The organism is Streptomyces sp. NPDC015139, assembly GCF_043079785.1.
Classification (GTDB): domain Bacteria; phylum Actinomycetota; class Actinomycetes; order Streptomycetales; family Streptomycetaceae; genus Streptomyces; species Streptomyces albidocamelliae.
The window spans coordinates 36,947-56,571 of record NZ_JBIBUW010000008.1 but is presented as its reverse complement, the minus strand read 5'-3'; the positions used below and the strand labels follow the sequence as shown (position 1 = coordinate 56,571).

At 69.1% G+C, this 19,625-nt stretch carries 20 protein-coding genes and 1 pseudogene; 8 read left to right on the top strand and 13 right to left on the bottom strand.

The features are described from left to right. The first annotated feature begins 45 nt into the window (after nt 1-45). Both ACF08B_RS22360 and ACF08B_RS22355 read left to right on the top strand, forming a co-directional pair. Nucleotides 46-1,002 carry a DUF4344 domain-containing metallopeptidase gene (locus ACF08B_RS22360; RefSeq protein ID WP_392319251.1) on the top strand — a complete coding sequence of 319 codons (957 nt, stop codon included), beginning with the start codon at nt 46-48 and terminating at the stop codon, nt 1,000-1,002. A gap of 424 nt (nt 1,003-1,426) precedes the next feature. Next, a complete protein-coding gene (locus ACF08B_RS22355; RefSeq protein WP_392318968.1) occupies nt 1,427-1,915 on the top strand; it encodes a hypothetical protein in 489 nt (162 codons plus the stop codon). Between the two features lie 82 nt (nt 1,916-1,997). On the opposite strand, the gene ACF08B_RS22350 is transcribed toward ACF08B_RS22355, so the two are convergent. Then, nucleotides 1,998-2,462: a hypothetical protein gene (locus ACF08B_RS22350; RefSeq protein WP_392318967.1), complete on the bottom strand. Its 465-nt coding sequence runs from the start codon at nt 2,460-2,462 to the stop codon at nt 1,998-2,000. A gap of 628 nt (nt 2,463-3,090) precedes the next feature. Further along, nucleotides 3,091-3,213, bottom strand: a complete 123-nt coding sequence (locus ACF08B_RS22345; protein WP_392318966.1) for a hypothetical protein — start codon at nt 3,211-3,213, stop codon at nt 3,091-3,093. Nucleotides 3,214-3,944: 731 nt separating this feature from the next. Here ACF08B_RS22345 and ACF08B_RS22340 point away from each other — a divergent pair. After that, entirely contained in the window at nt 3,945-4,205 is a 261-nt protein-coding gene (locus tag ACF08B_RS22340; protein ID WP_392318965.1) for a hypothetical protein, read from the top strand. A gap of 125 nt (nt 4,206-4,330) precedes the next feature. On the opposite strand, the gene ACF08B_RS22335 is transcribed toward ACF08B_RS22340, so the two are convergent. Together ACF08B_RS22335 and ACF08B_RS22330 are read right to left on the bottom strand one after the other, a co-directional pair. Continuing rightward, nucleotides 4,331-4,666 carry a helix-turn-helix domain-containing protein gene (locus ACF08B_RS22335; protein WP_392318964.1) on the bottom strand — a complete coding sequence of 112 codons (336 nt, stop codon included), beginning with the start codon at nt 4,664-4,666 and terminating at the stop codon, nt 4,331-4,333. Nucleotides 4,667-4,792: 126 nt separating this feature from the next. Further along, complete coding sequence (locus tag ACF08B_RS22330; protein WP_392318963.1) at nt 4,793-5,206, bottom strand: hypothetical protein; 414 nt, start codon at nt 5,204-5,206, stop codon at nt 4,793-4,795. A gap of 338 nt (nt 5,207-5,544) precedes the next feature. Between ACF08B_RS22330 and ACF08B_RS22325 the strand changes: the two genes are divergently transcribed. After that, nucleotides 5,545-6,102 (top strand): SMI1/KNR4 family protein, encoded by a 558-nt coding sequence (locus tag ACF08B_RS22325; protein WP_392318962.1) that lies wholly within the window; start codon nt 5,545-5,547, stop codon nt 6,100-6,102. 197 nt (nt 6,103-6,299) lie between these two features. On the opposite strand, the gene ACF08B_RS22320 is transcribed toward ACF08B_RS22325, so the two are convergent. From ACF08B_RS22320 to ACF08B_RS22305, 4 genes are all read right to left on the bottom strand, one after another. Further along, nucleotides 6,300-6,959, bottom strand: a complete 660-nt coding sequence (locus ACF08B_RS22320) for a CBS domain-containing protein (RefSeq protein ID WP_392318961.1) — start codon at nt 6,957-6,959, stop codon at nt 6,300-6,302. Between the two features lie 104 nt (nt 6,960-7,063). Next, a complete protein-coding gene (locus tag ACF08B_RS22315; RefSeq protein ID WP_392318960.1) occupies nt 7,064-7,738 on the bottom strand; it encodes a CBS domain-containing protein in 675 nt (224 codons plus the stop codon). Between the two features lie 252 nt (nt 7,739-7,990). Further along, entirely contained in the window at nt 7,991-10,405 is a 2,415-nt protein-coding gene (locus ACF08B_RS22310) for a glycoside hydrolase family 65 protein (protein WP_392318959.1), read from the bottom strand. Nucleotides 10,406-10,451: 46 nt separating this feature from the next. Next, nucleotides 10,452-11,324: a universal stress protein gene (locus tag ACF08B_RS22305; RefSeq protein ID WP_392319250.1), complete on the bottom strand. Its 873-nt coding sequence runs from the start codon at nt 11,322-11,324 to the stop codon at nt 10,452-10,454. 230 nt (nt 11,325-11,554) lie between these two features. On the opposite strand from ACF08B_RS22305, the pseudogene ACF08B_RS22300 reads away from it, so the two are divergent. Further along, nucleotides 11,555-12,193, top strand: a pseudogene (locus ACF08B_RS22300) (CBS domain-containing protein). Nucleotides 12,194-12,248: 55 nt separating this feature from the next. Here the strand turns inward: ACF08B_RS22300 and ACF08B_RS22295 are convergent. The 3 genes from ACF08B_RS22295 to ACF08B_RS22285 are packed head-to-tail and all read right to left on the bottom strand — an operon-like array spanning nt 12,249 to nt 14,333. After that, nucleotides 12,249-13,169, bottom strand: a complete 921-nt coding sequence (locus ACF08B_RS22295; protein ID WP_392318958.1) for a pyridoxamine 5'-phosphate oxidase family protein — start codon at nt 13,167-13,169, stop codon at nt 12,249-12,251. Nucleotides 13,170-13,207: 38 nt separating this feature from the next. Beyond that, nucleotides 13,208-13,489 (bottom strand): DUF1876 domain-containing protein, encoded by a 282-nt coding sequence (locus tag ACF08B_RS22290; protein ID WP_392318957.1) that lies wholly within the window; start codon nt 13,487-13,489, stop codon nt 13,208-13,210. Nucleotides 13,490-13,535: 46 nt separating this feature from the next. Further along, nucleotides 13,536-14,333: a universal stress protein gene (locus ACF08B_RS22285; RefSeq protein ID WP_392319249.1), complete on the bottom strand. Its 798-nt coding sequence runs from the start codon at nt 14,331-14,333 to the stop codon at nt 13,536-13,538. Between the two features lie 236 nt (nt 14,334-14,569). On the opposite strand from ACF08B_RS22285, the gene ACF08B_RS22280 reads away from it, so the two are divergent. From ACF08B_RS22280 to ACF08B_RS22270, 3 genes are all read left to right on the top strand, one after another. Further along, entirely contained in the window at nt 14,570-15,427 is an 858-nt protein-coding gene (locus tag ACF08B_RS22280; RefSeq protein WP_392318956.1) for a universal stress protein, read from the top strand. Between the two features lie 85 nt (nt 15,428-15,512). Next, complete coding sequence (locus ACF08B_RS22275; protein WP_392319248.1) at nt 15,513-16,988, top strand: AAA family ATPase; 1,476 nt, start codon at nt 15,513-15,515, stop codon at nt 16,986-16,988. Nucleotides 16,989-17,074: 86 nt separating this feature from the next. After that, entirely contained in the window at nt 17,075-18,103 is a 1,029-nt protein-coding gene (locus ACF08B_RS22270; RefSeq protein ID WP_392318955.1) for an alcohol dehydrogenase catalytic domain-containing protein, read from the top strand. A gap of 45 nt (nt 18,104-18,148) precedes the next feature. Here ACF08B_RS22270 and ACF08B_RS22265 read toward each other — a convergent pair whose 3' ends face one another. Further along, nucleotides 18,149-18,412: an acyl carrier protein gene (locus ACF08B_RS22265; RefSeq protein ID WP_392318954.1), complete on the bottom strand. Its 264-nt coding sequence runs from the start codon at nt 18,410-18,412 to the stop codon at nt 18,149-18,151. A 5-nt stretch (nt 18,413-18,417) separates the two neighbouring features. Next, on the bottom strand, nt 18,418-19,404 hold the full coding sequence (locus ACF08B_RS22260) for a 2-oxo acid dehydrogenase subunit E2 (protein WP_392319247.1): 987 nt from the start codon (nt 19,402-19,404) through the stop codon (nt 18,418-18,420). Between the last annotated feature and the right edge of the window lie 221 nt (nt 19,405-19,625).

Here is a 19,625-nt window from a genome sequence, read left to right as displayed (position 1 = left end):
TCCGGCGAAAGCGCCTAAACTGGATCTTTACGGAGGTTGATCAGCGTGTGGTGCAACGGTGGGCGGTCGGCTGCGACGAGTGCCGTTCTCGCCGGGGCGGTGCTCGTCTCCGGCCTCGCGGCCGCCGGGGCCGTCGCCGGGGACGGCAAGGGCGACGCGCACGGCAGGGTCTCGGTCGTCTACGAGAACGACACGTTCGCGCCGAGGGACCGGCGGGCCGTGGCGGTGATCAAGGACGCCCGCGCGATCGAGAGAATCGCCGACTGGGTGAACGAACGGGTCGCGCTCCCGCACGACCTGACCGTGAAAGTCACCGGCAAGGTGCCCCCAGGGGTCACGGACGCGGTCACCCAGCCCGACGGCAGGACGATCTACGTACCCCCGGCGTTCCTGACCCAGATCGAAGGCGTGCTCGGGCGGGTGGTCAAGACCGTCAAGCGTCCCGCGGTCCTTCCGCAGGCCCGGTACAACACCCACGACCTGACCGCGCTCTCGGTGCAGTTCGTCCTCGGCCACGAGCTGGGGCACGCCCTGCAGCGCCAGCTCCAACTGGCGAACCTCGGCCTCGAGGAGGACGCCGCGGACGGGTTCGCCTCCTTCTCCACCGTCAACGACTCCGGAGCCGGCCCGTCGCTGGCGGCCGCCCTCCTCTTCGACCAACTCGCCCGTGACGAGGGCGAACTGACACTGGAGGGACTCTCCAGCGATCACCCCGTCACCCAGCAGCGGGTCTTCACCTTCCTCTGCCACCTGGCGGGAAGCGACCCGAAGAAGTACGACGGCCCCCTGGTCGGCGCGGGCTACCTGCCGAAGACCCGTGCCCTGTTGTGTCCGCAGGCATGGGCGATGCTGGACTACGGCTGGTGGACCCAGCTGCAGCCGCATTTCACCCGGGCGTTCGAGGAGCGGGGGGACAGGGCGCGGGCGAAGGCACACGAGCTCCTGGTCGCGGAGACGAAGGCCCTCGCGGACAGGCTCGACGAGATCCGCACCGGGCAGTGAGCCCGACTCGCCGGTCGGGCACAGCACTTCGTACACGGCGAGTCCTGGGCGGACCTGCCTGACCTGACGCGCCGAGGCCTGCCGGAGGTTCCGTCGCCTCGCACGACGCCTGCCCGGCGTCGTGCGCGCTCAGCGCCTGGCAGGACCGGGGCCGCGGGAGGAAGCGGCGCCGGTCGCTGTGCCCAGTGGGCGACGCCCTCGTGCAGGCGGGCCGCCATGGCGTGGATGTCCGCCTCCCGGCCCTCGAACGGCGACGCCGTCTCCGCACGGCGCGGGCCCTGCCCGGGCAGCAGGTCACCGAGGTGGCTGTAGCGGGCCCGGTAGGAGGCGCCCGGCGTCCCGCTGGTACGCCGGTTTGACCGCGGCGTCCAGCGGCGGGCCGAAGACGGCGCGGTGCGTGTGCCAGGGCTGCTGGAAGGAGACCGTGACCCCATCCGCCCACGAGCCCACCCGCGAGGTGTACCTGCTCTTCGCGCACGAGGCCTATTTCCCGGCCCCCGCGCAGGAGGTCAACACATCGCTGGTGGCCGCAACGTCTCTGCTTCGTCCGGAGGTCAGGCAACCCGACGGCGCACGCATGTACGACTGCCTTGCCCGCGGCCGCCGGCCGGGCGAGATCGTGCCGCTGTCCACGCTCACCCACGAGCTGGACGGGGGTGCCCGCTGGCCCGAGGTCGGCGACTGGGAGGCAGTGACCACAGACCTGCTGCAACCCTGCGAGGCCGCCCTTAGTCGGCATCTGCCGGAGATCGCCCTCGCCCCGGTGTGTGTCGGCCCGCACAGCACGGTGAGGGCTTGCGCACTCGCGCCCGGCCGATGTCAGACTTCTGGCCCCACCGACCGGGCGCAGGTGTTGGTCGACATCGCGCGGCAACTGGCTTGGCCGCAGGATTTGCGTCCACCCGAGTGTTGACCGCTGTGTGAGCATGCCGGTTGTTGCTTGCGGCAGCCTCCGGCTTCCGGGCGCCTCCCCGACCATGCAGAGAACCGACGAGTTAGTCGTTGTCGACCAAGATGTCTAGACGCATGGCGCCTCGGGTCTCCAGCCGCAGGTCCAGGTACTTGCGTGTCAGTTCCTCGAGCTCACCGTTGCCAAGGACGGCTCCCTCACTCACGGCGTCGCGCATCATTCGCACTGCCCGGCTGCACTCCTCAGCCGGTCGCACGACAGCTTGCGGCGCGAGAAGCTCCAGCTCGTGGCGGGATGCGTAGCAGTGAGTGTAGGCCGACCGTGTCAGCCGATAGCGCTCGCCCGCATCAAGGCCGGGCGTCGCGGCTATATTCCGTAGATCGCTGCCGGCTTGTGCATGAGCTGCGAGGAACCTTGCGTAGAGCTCCCGCCGTGTCCTACGCCATTCGGCTGCCGTCTCGCGCTGTGTTCTTCGGCGTTCCACGAGCAGTGCTGATCCCAATGCGATTGCGCCGCCGACAAGCGTGGCGAGTAGTGATATCCAGGCCATCTCCGAACGATAGGGCGCTCTGGAGGCCACCTGTTCACCTCTTGTGGCTGATTGACAACCACTTGTCGCGTGCGATCTGTGTGGCACGGTGACGCTGCCCCCGGCCATCGTGCAAGTCGGCCGGGGGGAGCCTGCCTCCCGGATCGAGCCGAGCCACCCAGCCGCCACGATCACGCGTCTGACTGCCGTGGCGGCGAGGCGCGCACGGAGGCTGACCCCGTCCGAAGCTCCGAGGGCAGTACCCATGTCCGTGTCTCTGTCGGCGTGGTCGCTCCGTCCTACTGTCGGGTGCGCGGTAAGGAGATCGCCGCGGCCAAGGCGCTCGCAGCCGCACTGAACATTTCGCTGCTGCCCGGGTGCCCGCGGCCGACGAGGAGTTGATGGTGCGGATCCTGCAGTGAGGTGGTACCTGCTGGTCTCCTTGTTCGCCCAACCGATGGCGTCCGCTGATGTGATGCTCACGGACTTGAGGCTGGCCAGGCGCTCGCGCTCGGCTGCCCTGGTCCTGTCCTCCTCCAGCGCATCCCACAGAAGCTCTGCGACCTCGGTGGTCTTGCCGACTTTCCGGCCGTCGGCGCGGCGGACCTCATGGCCGTCTGGACCGGTGACGACGATGGCGCCGACGTTCTCACCCCCACATGCCGGTGAGGAGGACGGTGTACTCGTTCTTTGTGGGCTCGTAGTCGGGGTTGGGGTGCTCGTGGAGGTCGAACTGTCCGGCTACGGTCCAGGGTCCTTGCGGGGTGAACACCGTTCGGGTGTCCCCGCACGCGCGGGGGTGGTCCCAAGGTCACCGTCACGGTGGGCGGTGTGTCCGCCTGTTCACCTCGGTCCGGAGACCTACGCGGAGGTCGAAGGCAAGGGATACACCGTGCGGATCGACTCCCGTAACCGGTTCGCGCTGGTCTACGAATACGGAGAAGAGAACGGTACTCCGGCCCGGGCGAAGGCGTCGCCGACGCAGCGGGCCGTGGCGTTGGCGGCGACCACCGCGCTGGGCAACTGGGCCGGTAGGCGGGCGCCCAACAGGCACCGGTTGGAAGCCCCTCTTCTTCCTGATTGCTCGGGTCTTCCACCGGCCATGACCGGCCCCTCATCTGGCTCCCGAGCCTCGCCCCCCACGGCGGGGATCGGGAGCAGTCGGCCCCGCCGCACCGCGCCGCCGGCCCCTTGCCAAGCCTCACCCTCCACCCGGTCCCGGCCATGTCGGCGCCGCGTCAGGCCGCTTGCGTGCCTTGCCGGCTGCCGCCCCACCGTACGGATCACCGGGCACCCGGGACGCCCACTACGTCCCCGGGATTTCGGCTTGGGAGCGTGAGGCGTCTCCCCCCCGCTGTCCCACCGTCTCCGCGGCCGCGCGCCGCCCCGGACCTTGCTGCGGGCGGGCGGCGCCCCCGACCCCCCATTCACATTCACCTGGGACTGACATGACCAAACAAACCCACACCCCCACCAGCCCCGCCCCCGCCCCGGCCTCCGACAGTGTCGAGGCCCTCATGCGCCCCCGACGAGGCTGGCCGTCTGCTGGCCCTCCCCGCCGAGCAGCGGCCCGAGTGGCTCAACCAGTTCCTCCACGGCATGACCATCCCGCCGATCCCCGCCGACAGCACCCACCCCCTGGACGACGTCGACATGGCCAACACCGCCCGAGGCGAGAAGAACTGCACCCTCCTCTTCCCCCTCGACCGCGTTCTCGCAGCCGCCGAACACGCTGTCTCCGCCCCCAAGCACCGGCTTCGCTAAGCAGAGACCCAGGCTCAGGCCGCCCCCCGCCTGCTGTGGGTCAAGGACAGCGGCACCTACCTCATGAGCAACGGCATCCGCCCCACCGACACCCCCGACGAGAACGGCACGCACCGCCACGTCCTCTATGCCAGCGGATGGGGCTCGCGCACCGACCAGTCTTTGCCGCCCCAGTCGCAGTAGGTGTGTGGCTTGTGTACCTTCTCCAGTTCGCGCTCGGCGACGTCCTGGAGGCGTTGGGCGAGAGCGGCGCGGTCGGCGCGGTCGGCCTGGCGGACCTCGGTGGCTGCCCGGACCTCGGCGGCCCGTGCGAAGCTGAGGCCGAAGTCCTTGGCGAGGGTGCTGATGGTCCGGCCGGAACGCCCCAGTTCGGTGGCGATCTCGTTGCGGCCCTGGCCCTGGGCGTGCAGCTCGTGGACGCGCTGGCGGTCCTCCTTGGTGACCGGCCGGGCTTTGCCCATGGCGGTCACGCCCCTGGACATGACGGAGGCCCGCGCGGTGGCGGGCCTCCGGAAGTTTCTGTGTCCGGGCACGCCGGACTTGGCCGCAGGATGGATCATGCTGCCCCGGGAAGCAAGCAGGTCACGTCAGACCTTGCAGAAGCCGATGCCCTTGAGGGCCGCGTTGATCTGTTTGCCCTGCGCCTCGGTAGTAGTCACGTCCTTGTACGTGAAACGCTGCGAGGCGCTCCAGTCGAGCTTCTGGGCGTTGCCGTTGATGGCCATGCACTGGTTGCGTGCGGCGTCGATGGCCTTGTCCTCGTACTTCACGATGCCGGGGTTAGCCGCGGCGAGGGCGCGGAGCAGCTCGGCCTTCTTGGCGCCGGTGGGCTTGGGCGGGATGCCGACAGCCTTCTCGGCGGCGCTCATGTCGGGGCTGGGCTTCGTCGATGCCTTCGGGCTCGGAGCGCTCTTGGTGGTGGACTCGCTGCTGGAGGAGCAGGCGGTGAGCGCGAGCGCGGCGGCCGCCAGTAGAGCGGCAGCGGTGATGCGGGTGTTCATGGTCCCCCCATGGGCTGTTGTGGCTGAGGGGACATCATGCCGCTTGCGTGGCCGTCGTGAAGGCGTCAGAGGACAACTGACGGCCGTCAGGGCTGCCGTGACGGGGCGGCGTCCCGCCCGCGCCCTGGCGTGGCTAGAGACTGAAGACCGGTTGAATTGGCCGCGCCCTCGGCCTCGCGCGGCCACTCTGATGCGGCGCCTCTGCGCGTAGGCCGCAACGCTAGGCCGTTTCTTGCGGATCTTGTCAGGGGACGGGGCGTCGCCCCGAAGACTCCGTACGGGGGCCACCCCTCGTAGGTTGGACGCACTGATATTGCAGAGTGCGAGCGGGTGACGGGATGAGTGGGTCAGCGGGCATCGCTGCTGTGGCGGCACTGGCGATGCTCCTGCCGGTTACAGCAGGGGTGGACGAGCATGTTGACTGGGCCGAGGTGGAGGATGCCTGGGGGAATCGCTTTCCTCGGGATTACGTCCGCTTTATGCAGATGTATGGGGCGGGGGTGATCAGCGACAGCATCAGCATCCTTCTGCCAGCACTGCACGCTGAGGGATACCCGTACGCGGAGGGCCCAGGCCTCCGGTTCGAGACGGAAAATGCCCGTGACACATGGGAGATGTGCCGCGACGAAGCTGATTTCGACGTGCACCCCGAATCGATCGTTGCGTGGGGCGTCTCGTCGGGGGCGGATATCTACTGCTGGGTGACTGCGGACGATGACCCGGAGCGATGGCCTGTCCTGATCTGCGGTAGGCACACCAGCCCTGAGATGCAACTGCACCACCTTGGGATGGCGGAGTTCCTGTGCAAACTCCTTGGCGACGAGGCGTTTCAGCAGGAAACGATCAGCGTCGTCCTGCCGCGCAAGGCGTCCTTCGTCCACTGGCGTAACGAATAGGACGGCCTCGGCCAAGCCGGGCAAGCTCGAACCGGTCTGGGGGCCGAAGCTGTACGCGGCGAATGGAAAGGCCGGTGGGGCTGTCTCGGCCTGCATGCAGCCGTCCAGCAACGCATGCGCCCGCTACGTCACGGACATAATGAACATCGTCTCAGCTGAGTTAGGCGTGCACGCCGGCGTGTCTCGGTGAGGCGCTCCTACAGCTGATGGCGACCTGCGCTTTCGTTGAGGTCGAGGTGCACGTTGACTACGCCTTCGACGGCCCCTACTAGGCGCGAGACCACAGGTATGAGCGCATCGTCGCGTATGCAGCCTGTCAGATCGACGACTCCATCGTGGACGTCGACTTGCAGGGGAGACGATGTCACGGGGAGGAGATGCGGCACGATGTCGCGCCGTATTTCTGCGGCGATGTCGCTGTCAGGGCGCAGGAACGCGCGGAGTAGGTCGCTCCGGCTGATCACGCCTTGCAGCAGGCCGGTTTCGTCGACTACCGGTAGGTGCTTGAGATGTTGCCGCGCCATGATGCGTGCGGCTGCGGCCAGGGTGGCGCCGGCGCGGATGGTGATGGCCGGAGAGGTCATCAATTCTCCGGCGGTGAGTGCGCCGGCCTTGGTGATGTCGGCGGCTCGCCGGAGCGCGTAGCCCCTGTCAGGGCTGTCTCGGAGTTCTTCCGTGGGCAGTAGGTCGGCTTCGGAGACGATGCCGATGACGCGGCCCGCGCCCTCCAGGACGGGCAGTGCGCTGATCCGGCGGTGCTGCATCGTCTCCGCCATGTCCTTGAACGAGGCCCACCGGCCTACCGAGGCAACCGGGTGGGTCATCACATCGCCGACGGTGCGCGAGGTGGAATACATCCCGACTCCCATGGTCCGTGACGAGACCCGTACTTCTTCACCATGTACCGGTTGGTGCGGACTGAGCAGGTGCCTTTCGACACCCGGCAGGACCTATTGGTCCTTCATTGAGGGCGGCGAGGGTTGTGCTCGTCGGGGTCGGCTGCGGTGAGCCGGCAGTCCACCCCCACCACACCTTCGACGCCTCGGACCAGGCGCACGGCCAATGGGATGCGCGTGGCATCCGGCACCTGACCGGTCAGTCTCGCCACCCCTTCGCTGACGGTGACGCGCACCGGCTCGATCGGTTCGGGGAAGAGGACGCCGGTGATTTCGCAGCGGATTTCTTCAGCGAGGTCGTTGTCTGCCCGGAGGAACACCTTGAGTAGATCGCTGCGGCTGACAACGCCTTGGAGGATACCTTCGCGGGTCACAACGGGTAGTCGTTTCACCTCCTGGCGGGCCATTATGCGCGCGGCTTCGGCAAGCGTGGCGTCCGGTGGGACGGTGAGGGCGGGGGCGCTCATCAGTTCCCCGGCGGTTGCCGCCCCAGCTTTCAGCTGCTCCGATGGCTGCGGCCCTCTACCAGGGTCCATGGAGCTGTCTTGCAGCCCCCTCTTGGGCAGCAGGTCGGCTTCCGAGACCACTCCCATCACCCGGCCATCCTCCTCGACCACCGGAACGGCGCTGATCTGCCGTTCTGCCAGGCGCTCCATCACGGCCTTCACGGGAGTCTCGCGGCCTACGGTGATGACGGAGCGTGTCATCACGTCACTCACTCGGTGGGGGCTGCCGCCCATGCCGTGCTCCTCACGCCAGGCCGTGGTTGATGTACCGGCTTCCGACTGTGCCGACGGTGTGCCGGCCGCTGGCCGGACCACGTCAGGCCTGGGGACTGCTGCCGCTGGGCTGGCTCGCTCGGCGTTGTTCTGATCATGGTCGATCTACGGGCCGGAGGCCGCGGAAGGACCGGATTCGGGGGATTCGGGCTCTGCGGCTCGATGTGCCGAGCACGGCCGGTGACGTGCAGCATGGTCGTCACGGGTCCCCTTTCATGCTCTGTCGCCGTCCGTCATGACGAGCGAGCAGGTTTCCCCTGGCGCGATGGTGACGGCGCGGTCGGTGAGCATCACGCGGATCGGGGCCTTCTCGGAAGCCGGCACGCTGATTTCCAGCTGTCCGCTGCGGCGTCGTACGCCGATGCCCCAGTGCCCGCGGTAGTGCAGGGCGAAGCGGTACTCGGAGAGTGCGGGAAGCGGCACCGGGTCCACCCACAGGGCGTCCTCGCGGGTCTCCAGACCTGTCAGCCCACGCTGTACCAGGTCCAGGGTTCCGGCCATGGCCCCGAGGTGGATGCCCTCCCCGGTCGTACCGCCTTGGATGTCGGCGACGTCTGCCTCGAGTGCTTCATGGACGTACTGCCATGCGTCGGCACGTCTGGCCCTGGCGAGAACGAGGCCGTGGACGAGTTGGCTGAGGGTCGAGCCGTGACTGGTGCGCTTCAGGTAGTAGTCCACGGTGTTGCGCCAGACGTCGTCGTCGAGGTCGTAGCCGAGGCGCTGGAAGAGCTGACGCAGCTCGGTGGTGGAGAACAGGTAGCCGAGCATGAGGACGTCGGCCTGCTTGGACGCCTGATAGCGGTTCACCGTGTCTCCCTCGGCCTCAAGGATGCGGTCGAGTCGGCGGATGCTGCTGTAGCGGGTGCGGTAGGCGTCCCAGTCGAGCTCCTTCAAGCCGTCGTAACCCTCGAACTGGCTGATGACGCCGGCGTGGAACGGGATCCGCAAGCGGCGGGAGATCTCTTCCCACCGGGGCAGTTCGTCAGTGTTCAGCCGGACGCGGTGGAACAGTTCTTCGCGGCGCCATGCGGGAAGCGTCTGCAGGAGCTGCAGAGTACGGGTGAGGACCCAGGCGGCGGTGACGTTGGTGTAGGCGTTGTCGTCCAGGCCCGGCTCTGAGGCGCCCGGGTAGCTGTCGTGGTACTCGTCCGGGCCGACAACGCCACGGATCCGGTAGCGGCCGGTGCGGGAGTCGAAGATGGCCAGGCCCGACCAGAAACGGGCTATCTGCACCAGCATCTCCGCGCCTTGGGTGTGCAGATATTCCGTGTCGCCTGTGGCCTGGCAGTACTGCCAGATGTTGTAGGCGACGGCCGACCCCACATGGTGCTGCAGGCGTGAGTGGTCCGGCAGCCAGCGGCCCGAGGCAGGGTTGAGATGGCACTGCTGGGACTCCTCGCGCCCGTCACTGCCGCTCTGCCACGGATACATCGCCCCGTCCCGGCCTGCCGCGACCGCCGCCTGGCAGGCCCGGGGGAGCCGCCGGTAGCGGTAGTTCAAAAGTGCTCGGGAAACTTCTGGAAAGTGCAGGTTGACATAGGGAAGGACGAAGAGCTCGTCCCAGAACACGTGCCCCCGGTACGCCTCGCCGTGCAGTCCTCGGGCGGGAACGCCCACGTCCAGATCCGCGGTGTGCGGCGACAGCGTCTGCAGCACGTGGAAGAGGTGAAAACGCAGGATGCGGCCCGCCTCGCCGGGCACCTGGAGGTCTGCCCGGCGCCACAGACGCTCCCACACTGCGGCGTGGGAGGTGAGCAGCGAGGGAAAGTCTCCTGCGGCGGATACCCGGTCGGTCGCCGCGCCGAGGGGGTCGCTGATCGCCGTGTCGCGTGAGGTGTGCAGTGCCACGGTCTTGTCCACCGTGACGCAATGACCGGCAGCGATAGGGATAACCAGGTGCGTCGCTGCCCGGTGGTGGCCCGGGTGAAGGTGCGTCAGCAGCGGAGGGGCGTCGCCGGCGACTGTTGTGCGGGCGGCCAGGGCGGCGGAGATGTCCGAGGTGCTGGTCCGGCAGGTGAGCCAGACGGTGTGCGGCTCCATCGCGCCGGTGCGGACGCGGTTCACATGGTGGTGTTCGAGGCCGCGGTAGCGGTGCACATTGCCGTTGATCACCTGGCCGTCCAGGCCGCTTTCGATCTCGAGCTCGCCGGACCAGCCCGTGGCCGTGAAAACCGTTCGCAGAGCAGCCAGATGCGGATCTCCCATGTGGACCAGGCGGGTCTGCTCGACGTCGAGCAGGCCGTCGATCTCCTCGTCGCGGTAGCGGAAGGACCGGGTGAGGACGCCACGCCGCAGATCCAGGACGTGGCGGTGGTCGAGAAGCGTGCGCGGGCCGGGACGGAACCACGGCCGCCAGGTTCCGCCGCCGCGGCGCACCCGGAAGCGCAACGGCAGCCAGTTCGGAAGGTTGACCAGATCCTCATTCACCACCCGCCGACCGGCCACGACCGACTCGAGGCGGTTGTAGCATCCGGCGACGTAGGTCGCCGGATAGTGCACCAGGCCGGCCCGGCACTCCGGCACGGCGCCCCGGGTGGCGAAGTAGCCGTTGCCGAGCGTGCACAGTGCTTCCCGAAGCTGCTCGCCGGCCGGGTCGTAGCCGGGCCATTCCCACGACCATTGCGGCATCCGCCACCTCCCTTCCTGCCTCTGCCGCAGCGGCCCGGGCCCGCTGCTAGAGCGGCTGGGGAACGACGGCGACCGGGCACGTGGAGTGGTGCAGCAGGGTGTGAGCGACTCTGCCGAGTTGCAGGCCGAAGTGACCGTGACGGCGCTGCGCACCGACCACGATCAGATCGGCCTCGGCCGATGCGGTCAGGAGAATGCGGTGGGCGGGACCTTCGACCGGCTGACGATGGACGTCGACCTGCGGGTGCTCGCGCACGGCGTCGCGTAGCGCGTCGTCGAGCGCAGCGCAGGCACGGTCCTCGCGCAGCCGGGCGGCATCGTCCGCGATCAGCATGTGGTCCACGGGTTCCTGCGCCGGGTTGCGCCAGGCCCGCACGGCCGTCACGGAGCAGCCGCGCACATCGGCCTCACGCAGGGCGAATCGTATGGCCCCGCCGCCGTTCGCGTCGCCTACTCCCACCGCCACGCGGCCGAAGTCGCCCCGCAGGTTGCGCTCAGCGCCGCGGACCACGGCGACCGGGCAGACGGCGCGGGCTGCCACCACAAGGCTCACGGAGCCCAGCAGCATTCCCGTGAGCCCGCCGCGCCCCCGGCAGCCCGTGACCAGTGCGAACGCTTCGGGTGCCGCTCTGAGCAACGCTGACGCGGCGTCGTCGGGCAGGACCTCGCCGGAAACCTTCACCTTGCTGTTGCGAAGCTGGGCGCGTTCCACGGAGGACGCCACGATGTGCTCGGCCATGATCTCTTCGGCCGGCCGGTCGGTGCTGAAGGAGGGCTGGGCCCCCTCGTAGATCTCCCACCGGGAGGCGTGGACGAGGTGCAGGGGGAGCCCGTGCCGCGCCGCCTCGTCCACCGCCCAGTCGACCGCCGCAAGGCTGGAGTCCGATCCGTCGACGCCTACGATCAGGGGGAGTTGCATCGCCGTCACCGTCTTCGCCCCCGGCTGCCCAAAATCCTCTGCGCATACCGTGCCCATGCCCGCACGACGCCGCGACGCGCCGCCGGGGCCGAGCGCGTACCTTGCCGTCCGGGTTGCCGTGGGGCCGGCATCACTGATGCTGGAGACATCCGCAGAGCCCCTGCCTGCGGCATGCCTTCTCCTGGACGGGTGCCATGCCTGCCGTCGCTCCGCACATCGTGAGCGATGTGATGACCGCGCCCGCAGTCACCGTGGGACGCCATGCACGGTTCAAGGAGATCGTGCGTGTCCTGGGCGACCGGTGAGTCAGCGCTGTGCCGGTCGTCGCCGACGCGGGACAGGTGGTTGGTGTGGTGTCGCAGGCGGATCTGCTGCCCAAGGAGGAATTTCGGGAGCGCGAGCCCCCGAGCGCGGAGCGGATACGGCGCCGGCTGGACCTGACGAAGGCCGAAGGCCGGACGGCACAGGAGTTGATGAGCACGCCCGCGGTCGTGGTCCGCCCGGGCGAAACCCTTTCCCAGGCTGCTCGCCTGATGGCCGTGCACCACGTCAAGCGGCTGCCCGTCATCGATGACGAGGGCCGACTGCGCGGCATCGTCAGCCGCGGTGACCTGCTGAAGGTGTTCCTGCGGCCGGACGAAGACATCGCCGAAGAAGTCCGCCGCACGGTGGTGTCCTACCTGTTCCCCCTGCACGCCCATGCCATCCATGTATCGGTTCGCGACGCAGTCGTCACGCTCCGCGGGACCGTCCACGACACCTCGCTCATCTGGGTCGCCGAGCGTCTCGTCAACGCGGTGGAAGGCGTCGTGGGCGTCGAGTCCCACCTCGAGCGTGAGGAGCGGGGCGCCGGCGGCCCGCCCACCTGACAGGGGCCTGCCCGGTGACGGGTCCGCCGTCGATGCTGCACGCGGACACATGCCGTCATCGGTCGGCCGCAGTGATGCGCCGGCCCGTCAGCGTGGTGGGTTTCATGGACACCCACATCTCGCGCTGCCCGCCAGCCCAGGGGAGAGCGTGCGCGTGCCGGGTGAGGCTACGGACGGCCGCCGGGTCGGTGACCACCTGTGCCGGGCCGACGGCGAGCACGCTCCACCCCTGGCTCAGGGCGTCGTCCACATGGTCGACCTCGAAGGCGACCTCCGCATCCGCTGCCGCGGCCGCGATGGAGCCGGGCGCGGTCCGAAAAGCGATGGCGTCATCCACGATCTCGTAATTGACCGGGACAACGGCCGGACGGCCGTCCGGCGCCGTCACCGCGACGCGCCCCACACCGTGGGTGGACAGCAGGGTGAGGCACTCCTGCGGCCCGATGTCACGCAGCATCGGGTGCAGCAGAGCGTGCCCCTGGCCGGGCGGCAGATCGATCCCTCCACCCCGCAGGGCGGCGACGGTGGTGCCCAGTGCGTCGGCCAGACGGATGAGGGTCGCCACGGTCGGGTCGGCGGGCTTTTCCTCCAGGTAGGACAGATACTCGGGCGACATACGGGCGCGGCCCGCCGTTTCATTCCGGCTGAGTCCGCGCCTGTGGCGTTCCTCGGCCACACGGCGGCCGATGTCGCCGACATGGGGGGCGCCGGCCGGCTGGGGCGGGGTGGAGACGGCTGCTGTTGCCCGCGTATCCGGTGAGAGCGGGGATGGGGCCGGAGGCCGGCTGTGCTCGAGATGACGGACGTGTGCGTCGGGGCCGGGAAACACGAGGGTCACTTCGTCCGTGTCCGACCAGCGCACGTCGTACGGAGGGGTGCCGTCGTCGTGGTGGAGTCCGACAATTTCACCGTCGCGCCGGTTGACGCCGGTCGCCGGGCTTTCGACGACGAGTTGATCGCCGAGGTGAGCTTGCATGAATGCCGCCCTGTGCTGTGAGTCGCCGAAACCGGCCGTCAGCCGATCGCGGACTGGGGGATACCGGGACGGGGCGCGGTCATGCCTTGGATGTCGCGTTCGGCGGCCTTCAGCAGCTGTTGGGCGAGGTCGTGCATGGCCCTGCCGGCCGCCAGTTCGTCACCAATTTCCGGCACGTTCGTGTCCGCTGGGTTGCGGTGCGCGGTCCCTAGGCCGGTGAGCGCGGAAGTCCCGGTGTTGAGCACTACGTGTGCCTTCGTTGTTCCGTCGTCGTCCTCGAAGAACTGCAGTCGTACGTTCCACTGCCCAATGTGCGACATCGGTCTCTCCTCGCTTCCCGTGCCCACTCCCTGACCTCCAGGACGATCAAAGGCTTGAGGCCCGCAGGGGCATGGATCCAGTCGCCAGCCCTCGGCCGGGCTGACAGCTGGCAACGGCCGTACTGCCATGATCGAACGGCCGCGAAGCTCGGGCACAGGGCCGAAGGTCCCCAGACCATTGGCAAGCGGCCCTGTGAGCCCGGGGCGGTTCGCCGTCTCGCCGGTGCGGCCTTACCTCTGGGGAACGACTGCGACAGGACACGACGCGTAGTGCAGCAACGCGTAATTGATCAAACCCAGTTGCAGCCCCGGATGCCCGAGCCGCCGCCGGGCACCGATGACCCGTCGGTGTGCTGAAGGCGTGCACACCCACGAGCCGGCAGCGCCGCACATGAGCCTCGCGCACCGCGAACTCCACCGCCGTGTTGCTGCCCTCTCCGTCCTCGACACCCACCACGACACAGCCGAACTGGCCGGCACGCTGTTCCGGGCCGCCGCGCACCACGACGACCGGACAGTCGGCACGTGCCGCCACGGCCAGGCTGACAGAACCGAGAAGCATTCCGGAGAGGTCACCGAACCCCCGGTCGCCCACGATCAGAGCGAAAGCGTTTCGCCCCTCGCCGATCAAAGCGGCTGCCGCATCCGCGTGCGTCACCTCGCTGGACAGACGCACCGACGCAGCTCTTGCTCCTGCACGAGCCGAGGCGGCGCTGATCACGTCGGACGGCTCCTGCTCGCCGGTCGCGGCGTGCAGCAGATGCAGGGGGATGCCGTGCAGGGCCGCCTCATCAACCGCCCAGTCGAAGGCCCTCAGGCTCGCGGTGGATCCATCAAGACCCACCACCAGGGGAATCGCCACCGCGCAGGCCACCTTCTGTCATACAACCCCTGTCTTCTGGCCGGGCCGGACGCCACAGCGTTGTTCCCGCCGCCCGCCCCACATGCACTGTGACCCGGGCCAGGGGATCCTCGAAGGGGACCCGTCATCGCACCCGCTCTGCCCGCGACGTCCCGACACTGACCAGTCGGACGCCTCAGCCGTCCTCTCCAGCTTCGTACGAGACGGAGGCCGCCGCCATGCAACCCGTCGTCACCGTGGGCCTCGATGGTTCACCGGAGAGCCTGGCCGCCGCGCGCTGGGCCGCCGACGAGGCCGACCAGCGCAACCTCGCCCTTCGCCTGCTCCACGCGTGGCCAATGCTGGCCCCCGAACCCGCGCGGACCCCCGCAGAGGAGGATCAGAACTACTGGGCGAAGCGACTAGTCCAGGCCGCGCAGGCCGAACTGCAGCACCGGCACCCGAATTTGTCCGTCGTCGTTGACCTGGTCGGCGACGACGCCCAGCACGCCCTGCTCGCTGCCGCGTCGGAATCCGAGATGCTCGTCCTCGGCTCCCGTGGACTCGAACCCGTCGAGAGCTACTTCCTGGGCGACGTCAGCATGCCCGTCGTAGCGCGCGCCGAGCGCCCCGTGATCCTGGTGCGTGCCGAACCCCAGCCCCGGGAACGAACGAGCCGCGTCGTCGTGGCACTCAAAATGCGCGGCTCCTCAGACGACCTGCTCGACTTCGCCTTTCACACCGCCGCGGCCAGAGGAGCACCCCTGCTGGCCGTACACGGCCGCAGCGTCCCGCTCCACGCTCGCGTGCCCTGGGGCGTGGACCACCAGGTGAGCGAAGAGATCACCCGCGACGGATACCACCAGCTCAGCCACGCACTACAACCGTGGCAGGCGAAATACCCGCAGGTGGACGTGGTGGACAGCGTCCGACTGGACAGTCCCGCCAAGGCCGTCGTCCAGGCCACCAAGGGCGCCGGCCTCCTGGTCGTCGGCCGGCGCCGCCATGCTGCCGGGCCCGCCCGCCACCTCGGCCCGGTCGCGCAGGCCGCGATCCACCACGGCCGCTGCCCCGTCGCCGTCATCCCCCATGACTGACTCCGGCCTCGGCGCCTCGCGGATCGACGCGCCCGCACTCCAGGCAGGGACCCGGCACGACGGCGCCGCTGCCTCCCGCGCCGCTGTGTGCGAGACCCACACAGCGACCCTGTTCTTCGTCGGCGACCGTGCCTACAAGGTCAAGAAGCCAGTCGATCTGGGCTTTGTGGACTACACCACCGTCGAGGCACGCCGCAACGCATGCGCGCGCGAAGTCGCCCTCAACCGCCGCTTCGCCCCCGACGTGTATCTCGGGCTAGGCGAATTCCACGGCCCCGACGCAGAAGCTCCGGAACCACTCGTCGTCATGCGCCGCATGCCCGACGAACGTCGCCTCTCCCGCCTCATACGGACGGGAGCCGCCGTGGACGACGTCCTGCGCACGGTCGCCAGGCGGCTGGCCGCATGGCATGCGACCGCGCCCCGCGGCCCCGAGGTGGAACAACAAGGCACCCGGAACGCACTGTCGGCGCGCTGGGAGGCCAGCTTCGAGCAGCTCCACGCACTGGCCGCCGACGCAGCCCTCCCCGACTGCCTACCGGAGATCGAGGAGCTGGTGCGCCGCTATCTCGCCGGCCGACAGCAACTGTTCGACGCTCGTATCGAGCAAGGACGAGTGGTCGACGGCCATGGGGACTTGCTTGCCGAGGACGTCTTCTGCCTCGACGACGGCCCCCGCATCCTGGACTGCCTCGAGTTCGACGACCACCTCCGCTACGTCGATGGCCTGGACGACGCCGCGTTCCTCGCCATGGACCTTGAACAGCTGGGCGCCGCAGAGGCTGCCGCCTACTTCCTCGCCCGCTATGGCGAGTACTCCGCCGACCCTGCACCCCCCTCCCTGTGGCACCACTACGTCGCCTACCGGGCATTCGTCCGCGCGAAAGTGTCACTGATCCAAAGCCGTCAGGGCGCGCCCGGGGCCGAGGCCGCGTCACGGCGGCTCGCCTCGACAGCCTTGCGCCACCTGCGCACCTCCGCCGTGAGCCTCACCCTGGTCGGCGGACTGCCGGGCAGCGGGAAGTCCACTCTCTCCGGGGCGCTCGCCGACAGACTGGGCGTCACCCTCCTCAGCAGCGACCGCACCCGCAAGGAGTTGGCGGGCATCCCCGCGGAGCAGTCGGCTACGGCAGGTTACGAGGAAGGCCTGTACACGCCCGAGTGGACCGCCAAGACGTACACCGCCCTGCTCGACCGCGCAGCCATCCTGCTGTCCGCCGGTGAGTCGGTGGTCTGCGACGCCACATGGTTCGACGCCGCACAGCGGGACGCCGCCACGCGCCTGGCCGAACACACCAGCGCAGACCTGGTCGCCCTGCACTGCCACGTTCCCGCCGACGTCTGCGAGACCCGTCTGCACAACCGCGAAGCCGGAGCCTCCGACGCCACCCCCACCATCGCCGCGGCCATGGCCGGCAAACAACCGCCGTGGCCAGAAGCCGTCCCGGTCGACACCAGCGGCGCACTCGAGTCGGCGGTCGCCCGGGCGCTGACAGCAGTACGTCCGTGGGGCACCGGTCAGGCGCCCCTCTTCCGCCGCCCCTACATGGAGCCGGACTGAGCCACATCAGCCGCCCTAGTGGCCCTGTTGCCCACAGCAAGTGCGCGGACGACCGTGGAGAGAGGGGGGAGAAGGAGGTGAGTGCTGTGCGCGCGCTCGTCTACCACGGTCCCGCACACATCTCCTTCGACCGAGTCCCCGACCCCGTGATCGAAGACCCGACTGACGCGCTCGTGCGGATCGACGCCGCCACCGTCTGCGGCACCGATCTGCACATTCGGCGCGGAGACTTCCCCGAGGTGAAGCCGGGGACGGTGCTCGGTCACGAGGCGGTGGGCGAGGTGATCGCCGTTGGTGCGCAGGTCCACCATCTGCGCCCCGGCAACCACGTGATCGTTTCGTCCGTCTCGGCCTGCGGTCGTTGCCCGGAGTGCCGCGACGCCAGGTACGGACAGTGCCGAGGGGGCGGCGGGTGGATCCTCGGAAGCCTGATCGACGGAACGCAAGCCGAGTTGGTGCGGGTGCCGTTCGCCGATCACTCCACCATCAGACGGCCCCACGACGTTCGGCTCGATGACGCCGTGCTGCTGTCCGAACTCCTGCCGACCGCCTACGAAGTCGGCGTCAGGAACGGACACGTGAGCCCAGGAGACACCGTCGTCGTGGTGGGCGCGGGCCCCGTCGGACTCGCTGCGGTCATGGTCGCGCGGCTCTACTCGCCCTACAGGATCATTGTCGTCGACCTGGCCGCTGCTCGCCTGGCACGGGCGGCACACATGGGGGCCGACGCCGCTGAGTTGCCGGGGAGGATGATCGGTGAGCTGGCCGAAGGGCGAGGCGCCGACGTGGTCATCGAGGCGTCGGGCGATCCGGACGGCTTCGTCCTGTGCACGCGGGCCGTCCGCTCCGGAGGGCACATCGCCAACGTCGGTACGCATGGCAGGCCCGCCGTACTCCACCTCGAATCGCTATGGCGCAAGAACGTGACGATCAGCACCGGCCAGGTCGACACGTCGTCCACGAAATGGCTGCTGGAACTGGTGAGGTTCGGCCGCCTGCAGCTCTCCCCGTTGATCACCCACACTCTGGCCTTCGACCGGATGGAGGACGCCTACGAGGTCTTTGCGCACGGCACCGAGACGGGAGCCCTCAAAGTCGTGCTGCACCGCACGTAGCACCCCGCGCACAGGCCGGTCGTTTGCACGAGGTGCCGAGGAATGTCATGGCAGGCCGGCGCTTCTCTTCACCAAAAACCGTGTGGCATCCGACAAGGTGGTCAGCTCCGAGTAGTCGTCGTCGTCGATCGTTACTCCCGTGCGCTCGGACAGCACCTCGACGAGTGAGAGGAAGTCAAGCGAATCCAGTTCGAGCACGTCACGGAACTTGTCGTCCGGTTCGACCCCCGTGAAGTCGGCATCAGGGATGATCTGCGTGATCGATTCCTTGATCACTGTAATGGCCGACGCGTTGTCCAGGCTCTTCATCCGACTCACAGCTCCTCGGGAGTCCGCAGCAGCCGGTCGACTGCCGTGAGGTAGCGCGCCCCTACCGCGCCGTCCGTCGCCCGGTGGTCGGCGGCCAGGGTCGCGGTGACGACCGAACGCACGCCGAGCATGCCGTTCACCGCCCAGGGCCGCTCCACGATCGCCCCGAAGCCCACCAGGGCCACCTGCGGCGGATGGATGACCCCGAACACGCTTTCCACGCCCTGGTCGCCCAGGTTGGTGACGGTAAGGGTGGCGCCGGTCGTCTCCGTTCCGCGCAGCCGTCCTCTGCGGGCGCGCTGCACCAGGTCCCTCAGGCGGGTCATCACAGCGTCGGGTGACAGGGTGTCGGCCTGGTGGATCACCGGCGCGAGCAGGCCGCCCTGCCGCAGCGACACCGCGACACCGAGGTTGACCTCGGTCCCAGGCACGAAGGCGTCGTGCTGCCAGAAACCGTTGAGGTCCGGAACCTCACGTGCGGCCGTCGCGGCGGCCTTCAGCAGCAGAGCCGCGGGCAGCAGACGCTCCGCGGGCGAGCGGCCGCGGTTGACCCGGTGCAGCCAGTCCTCCACGGTCGTGAGGTCGATCGTGGTGGACAGGTAGTAGTGCGGGATCTCCCGCTTGGAACGGCTCATGAGCTCGGCGATAGCCCGCCGCATGGTGTCCGGCCGTTCCGGGGAACGGCCGTCGACCGCTTCCGCTGCGTGCGGGCGCTGCTCGCCGTCCCGCACCCGGCTAGGCGGCCGCTCACGCACCTTGACGGCCTGGTACACGTCCGCGGCCCGCACGGCAGCACCGTCACCGGTGCCTCGCACGTCGGCCAGGTCGATACCCATCTCGTGCGCGAGGCGCCGGGCGTACGGGGTGGCCCGAACCCTGGCCGTCGAGCGCGGCGGTGCCTGCTCGACGTCGGCGCGTGTGATGCGTCCACCGGTGCCTGTGCCGTGCAGGGTTGCCAGGTCGACGCCCCGCTGTAGTGCCAGATGCCGCACAAGCGGCCCCGCGCCGATGGCCGGCGAGAGATCGCACGACGATCCCTGCGGCGCCGGGGTATCCCGTCCGGTCTCCTCCTGAGATCCGGCACGCACCGCACCGGGCGCAGGCCCGCGAACGGTGGCCACCGGCCGCCGGCCCTCGGTGCCCCGGCGCCCAGCGTCATCGTGCGGAGTCGTGGGAGGAAGCGCGGGCGGTTCCTGCGAGAGGGAACGCTCGG

What these genes read in the sequence shown, in the direction of transcription:
- ACF08B_RS22335 (WP_392318964.1), bottom strand. Translation starts at nt 4,666, where the DNA reads ATGGGCAAAGCCCGGCCGGTCACCAAGGAGGACCGCCAGCGCGTCCAC.
- ACF08B_RS22330 (WP_392318963.1), bottom strand. Translation starts at nt 5,206, where the DNA reads ATGAACACCCGCATCACCGCTGCCGCTCTACTGGCGGCCGCCGCGCTC.
- ACF08B_RS22305 (WP_392319250.1), bottom strand. Translation starts at nt 11,324, where the DNA reads ATGCAACTCCCCCTGATCGTAGGCGTCGACGGATCGGACTCCAGCCTT.
- ACF08B_RS22350 (WP_392318967.1), bottom strand. Translation starts at nt 2,462, where the DNA reads ATGGCCTGGATATCACTACTCGCCACGCTTGTCGGCGGCGCAATCGCA.
- ACF08B_RS22320 (WP_392318961.1), bottom strand. Translation starts at nt 6,959, where the DNA reads ATGTATTCCACCTCGCGCACCGTCGGCGATGTGATGACCCACCCGGTT.
- ACF08B_RS22290 (WP_392318957.1), bottom strand. Translation starts at nt 13,489, where the DNA reads ATGTCGCACATTGGGCAGTGGAACGTACGACTGCAGTTCTTCGAGGAC.
- ACF08B_RS22280 (WP_392318956.1), top strand. Translation starts at nt 14,570, where the DNA reads ATGCAACCCGTCGTCACCGTGGGCCTCGATGGTTCACCGGAGAGCCTG.
- ACF08B_RS22295 (WP_392318958.1), bottom strand. Translation starts at nt 13,169, where the DNA reads ATGCAAGCTCACCTCGGCGATCAACTCGTCGTCGAAAGCCCGGCGACC.
- ACF08B_RS22325 (WP_392318962.1), top strand. Translation starts at nt 5,545, where the DNA reads ATGAGTGGGTCAGCGGGCATCGCTGCTGTGGCGGCACTGGCGATGCTC.
- ACF08B_RS22315 (WP_392318960.1), bottom strand. Translation starts at nt 7,738, where the DNA reads ATGGGCGGCAGCCCCCACCGAGTGAGTGACGTGATGACACGCTCCGTC.
- ACF08B_RS22265 (WP_392318954.1), bottom strand. Translation starts at nt 18,412, where the DNA reads ATGAAGAGCCTGGACAACGCGTCGGCCATTACAGTGATCAAGGAATCG.
- ACF08B_RS22310 (WP_392318959.1), bottom strand. Translation starts at nt 10,405, where the DNA reads ATGCCGCAATGGTCGTGGGAATGGCCCGGCTACGACCCGGCCGGCGAG.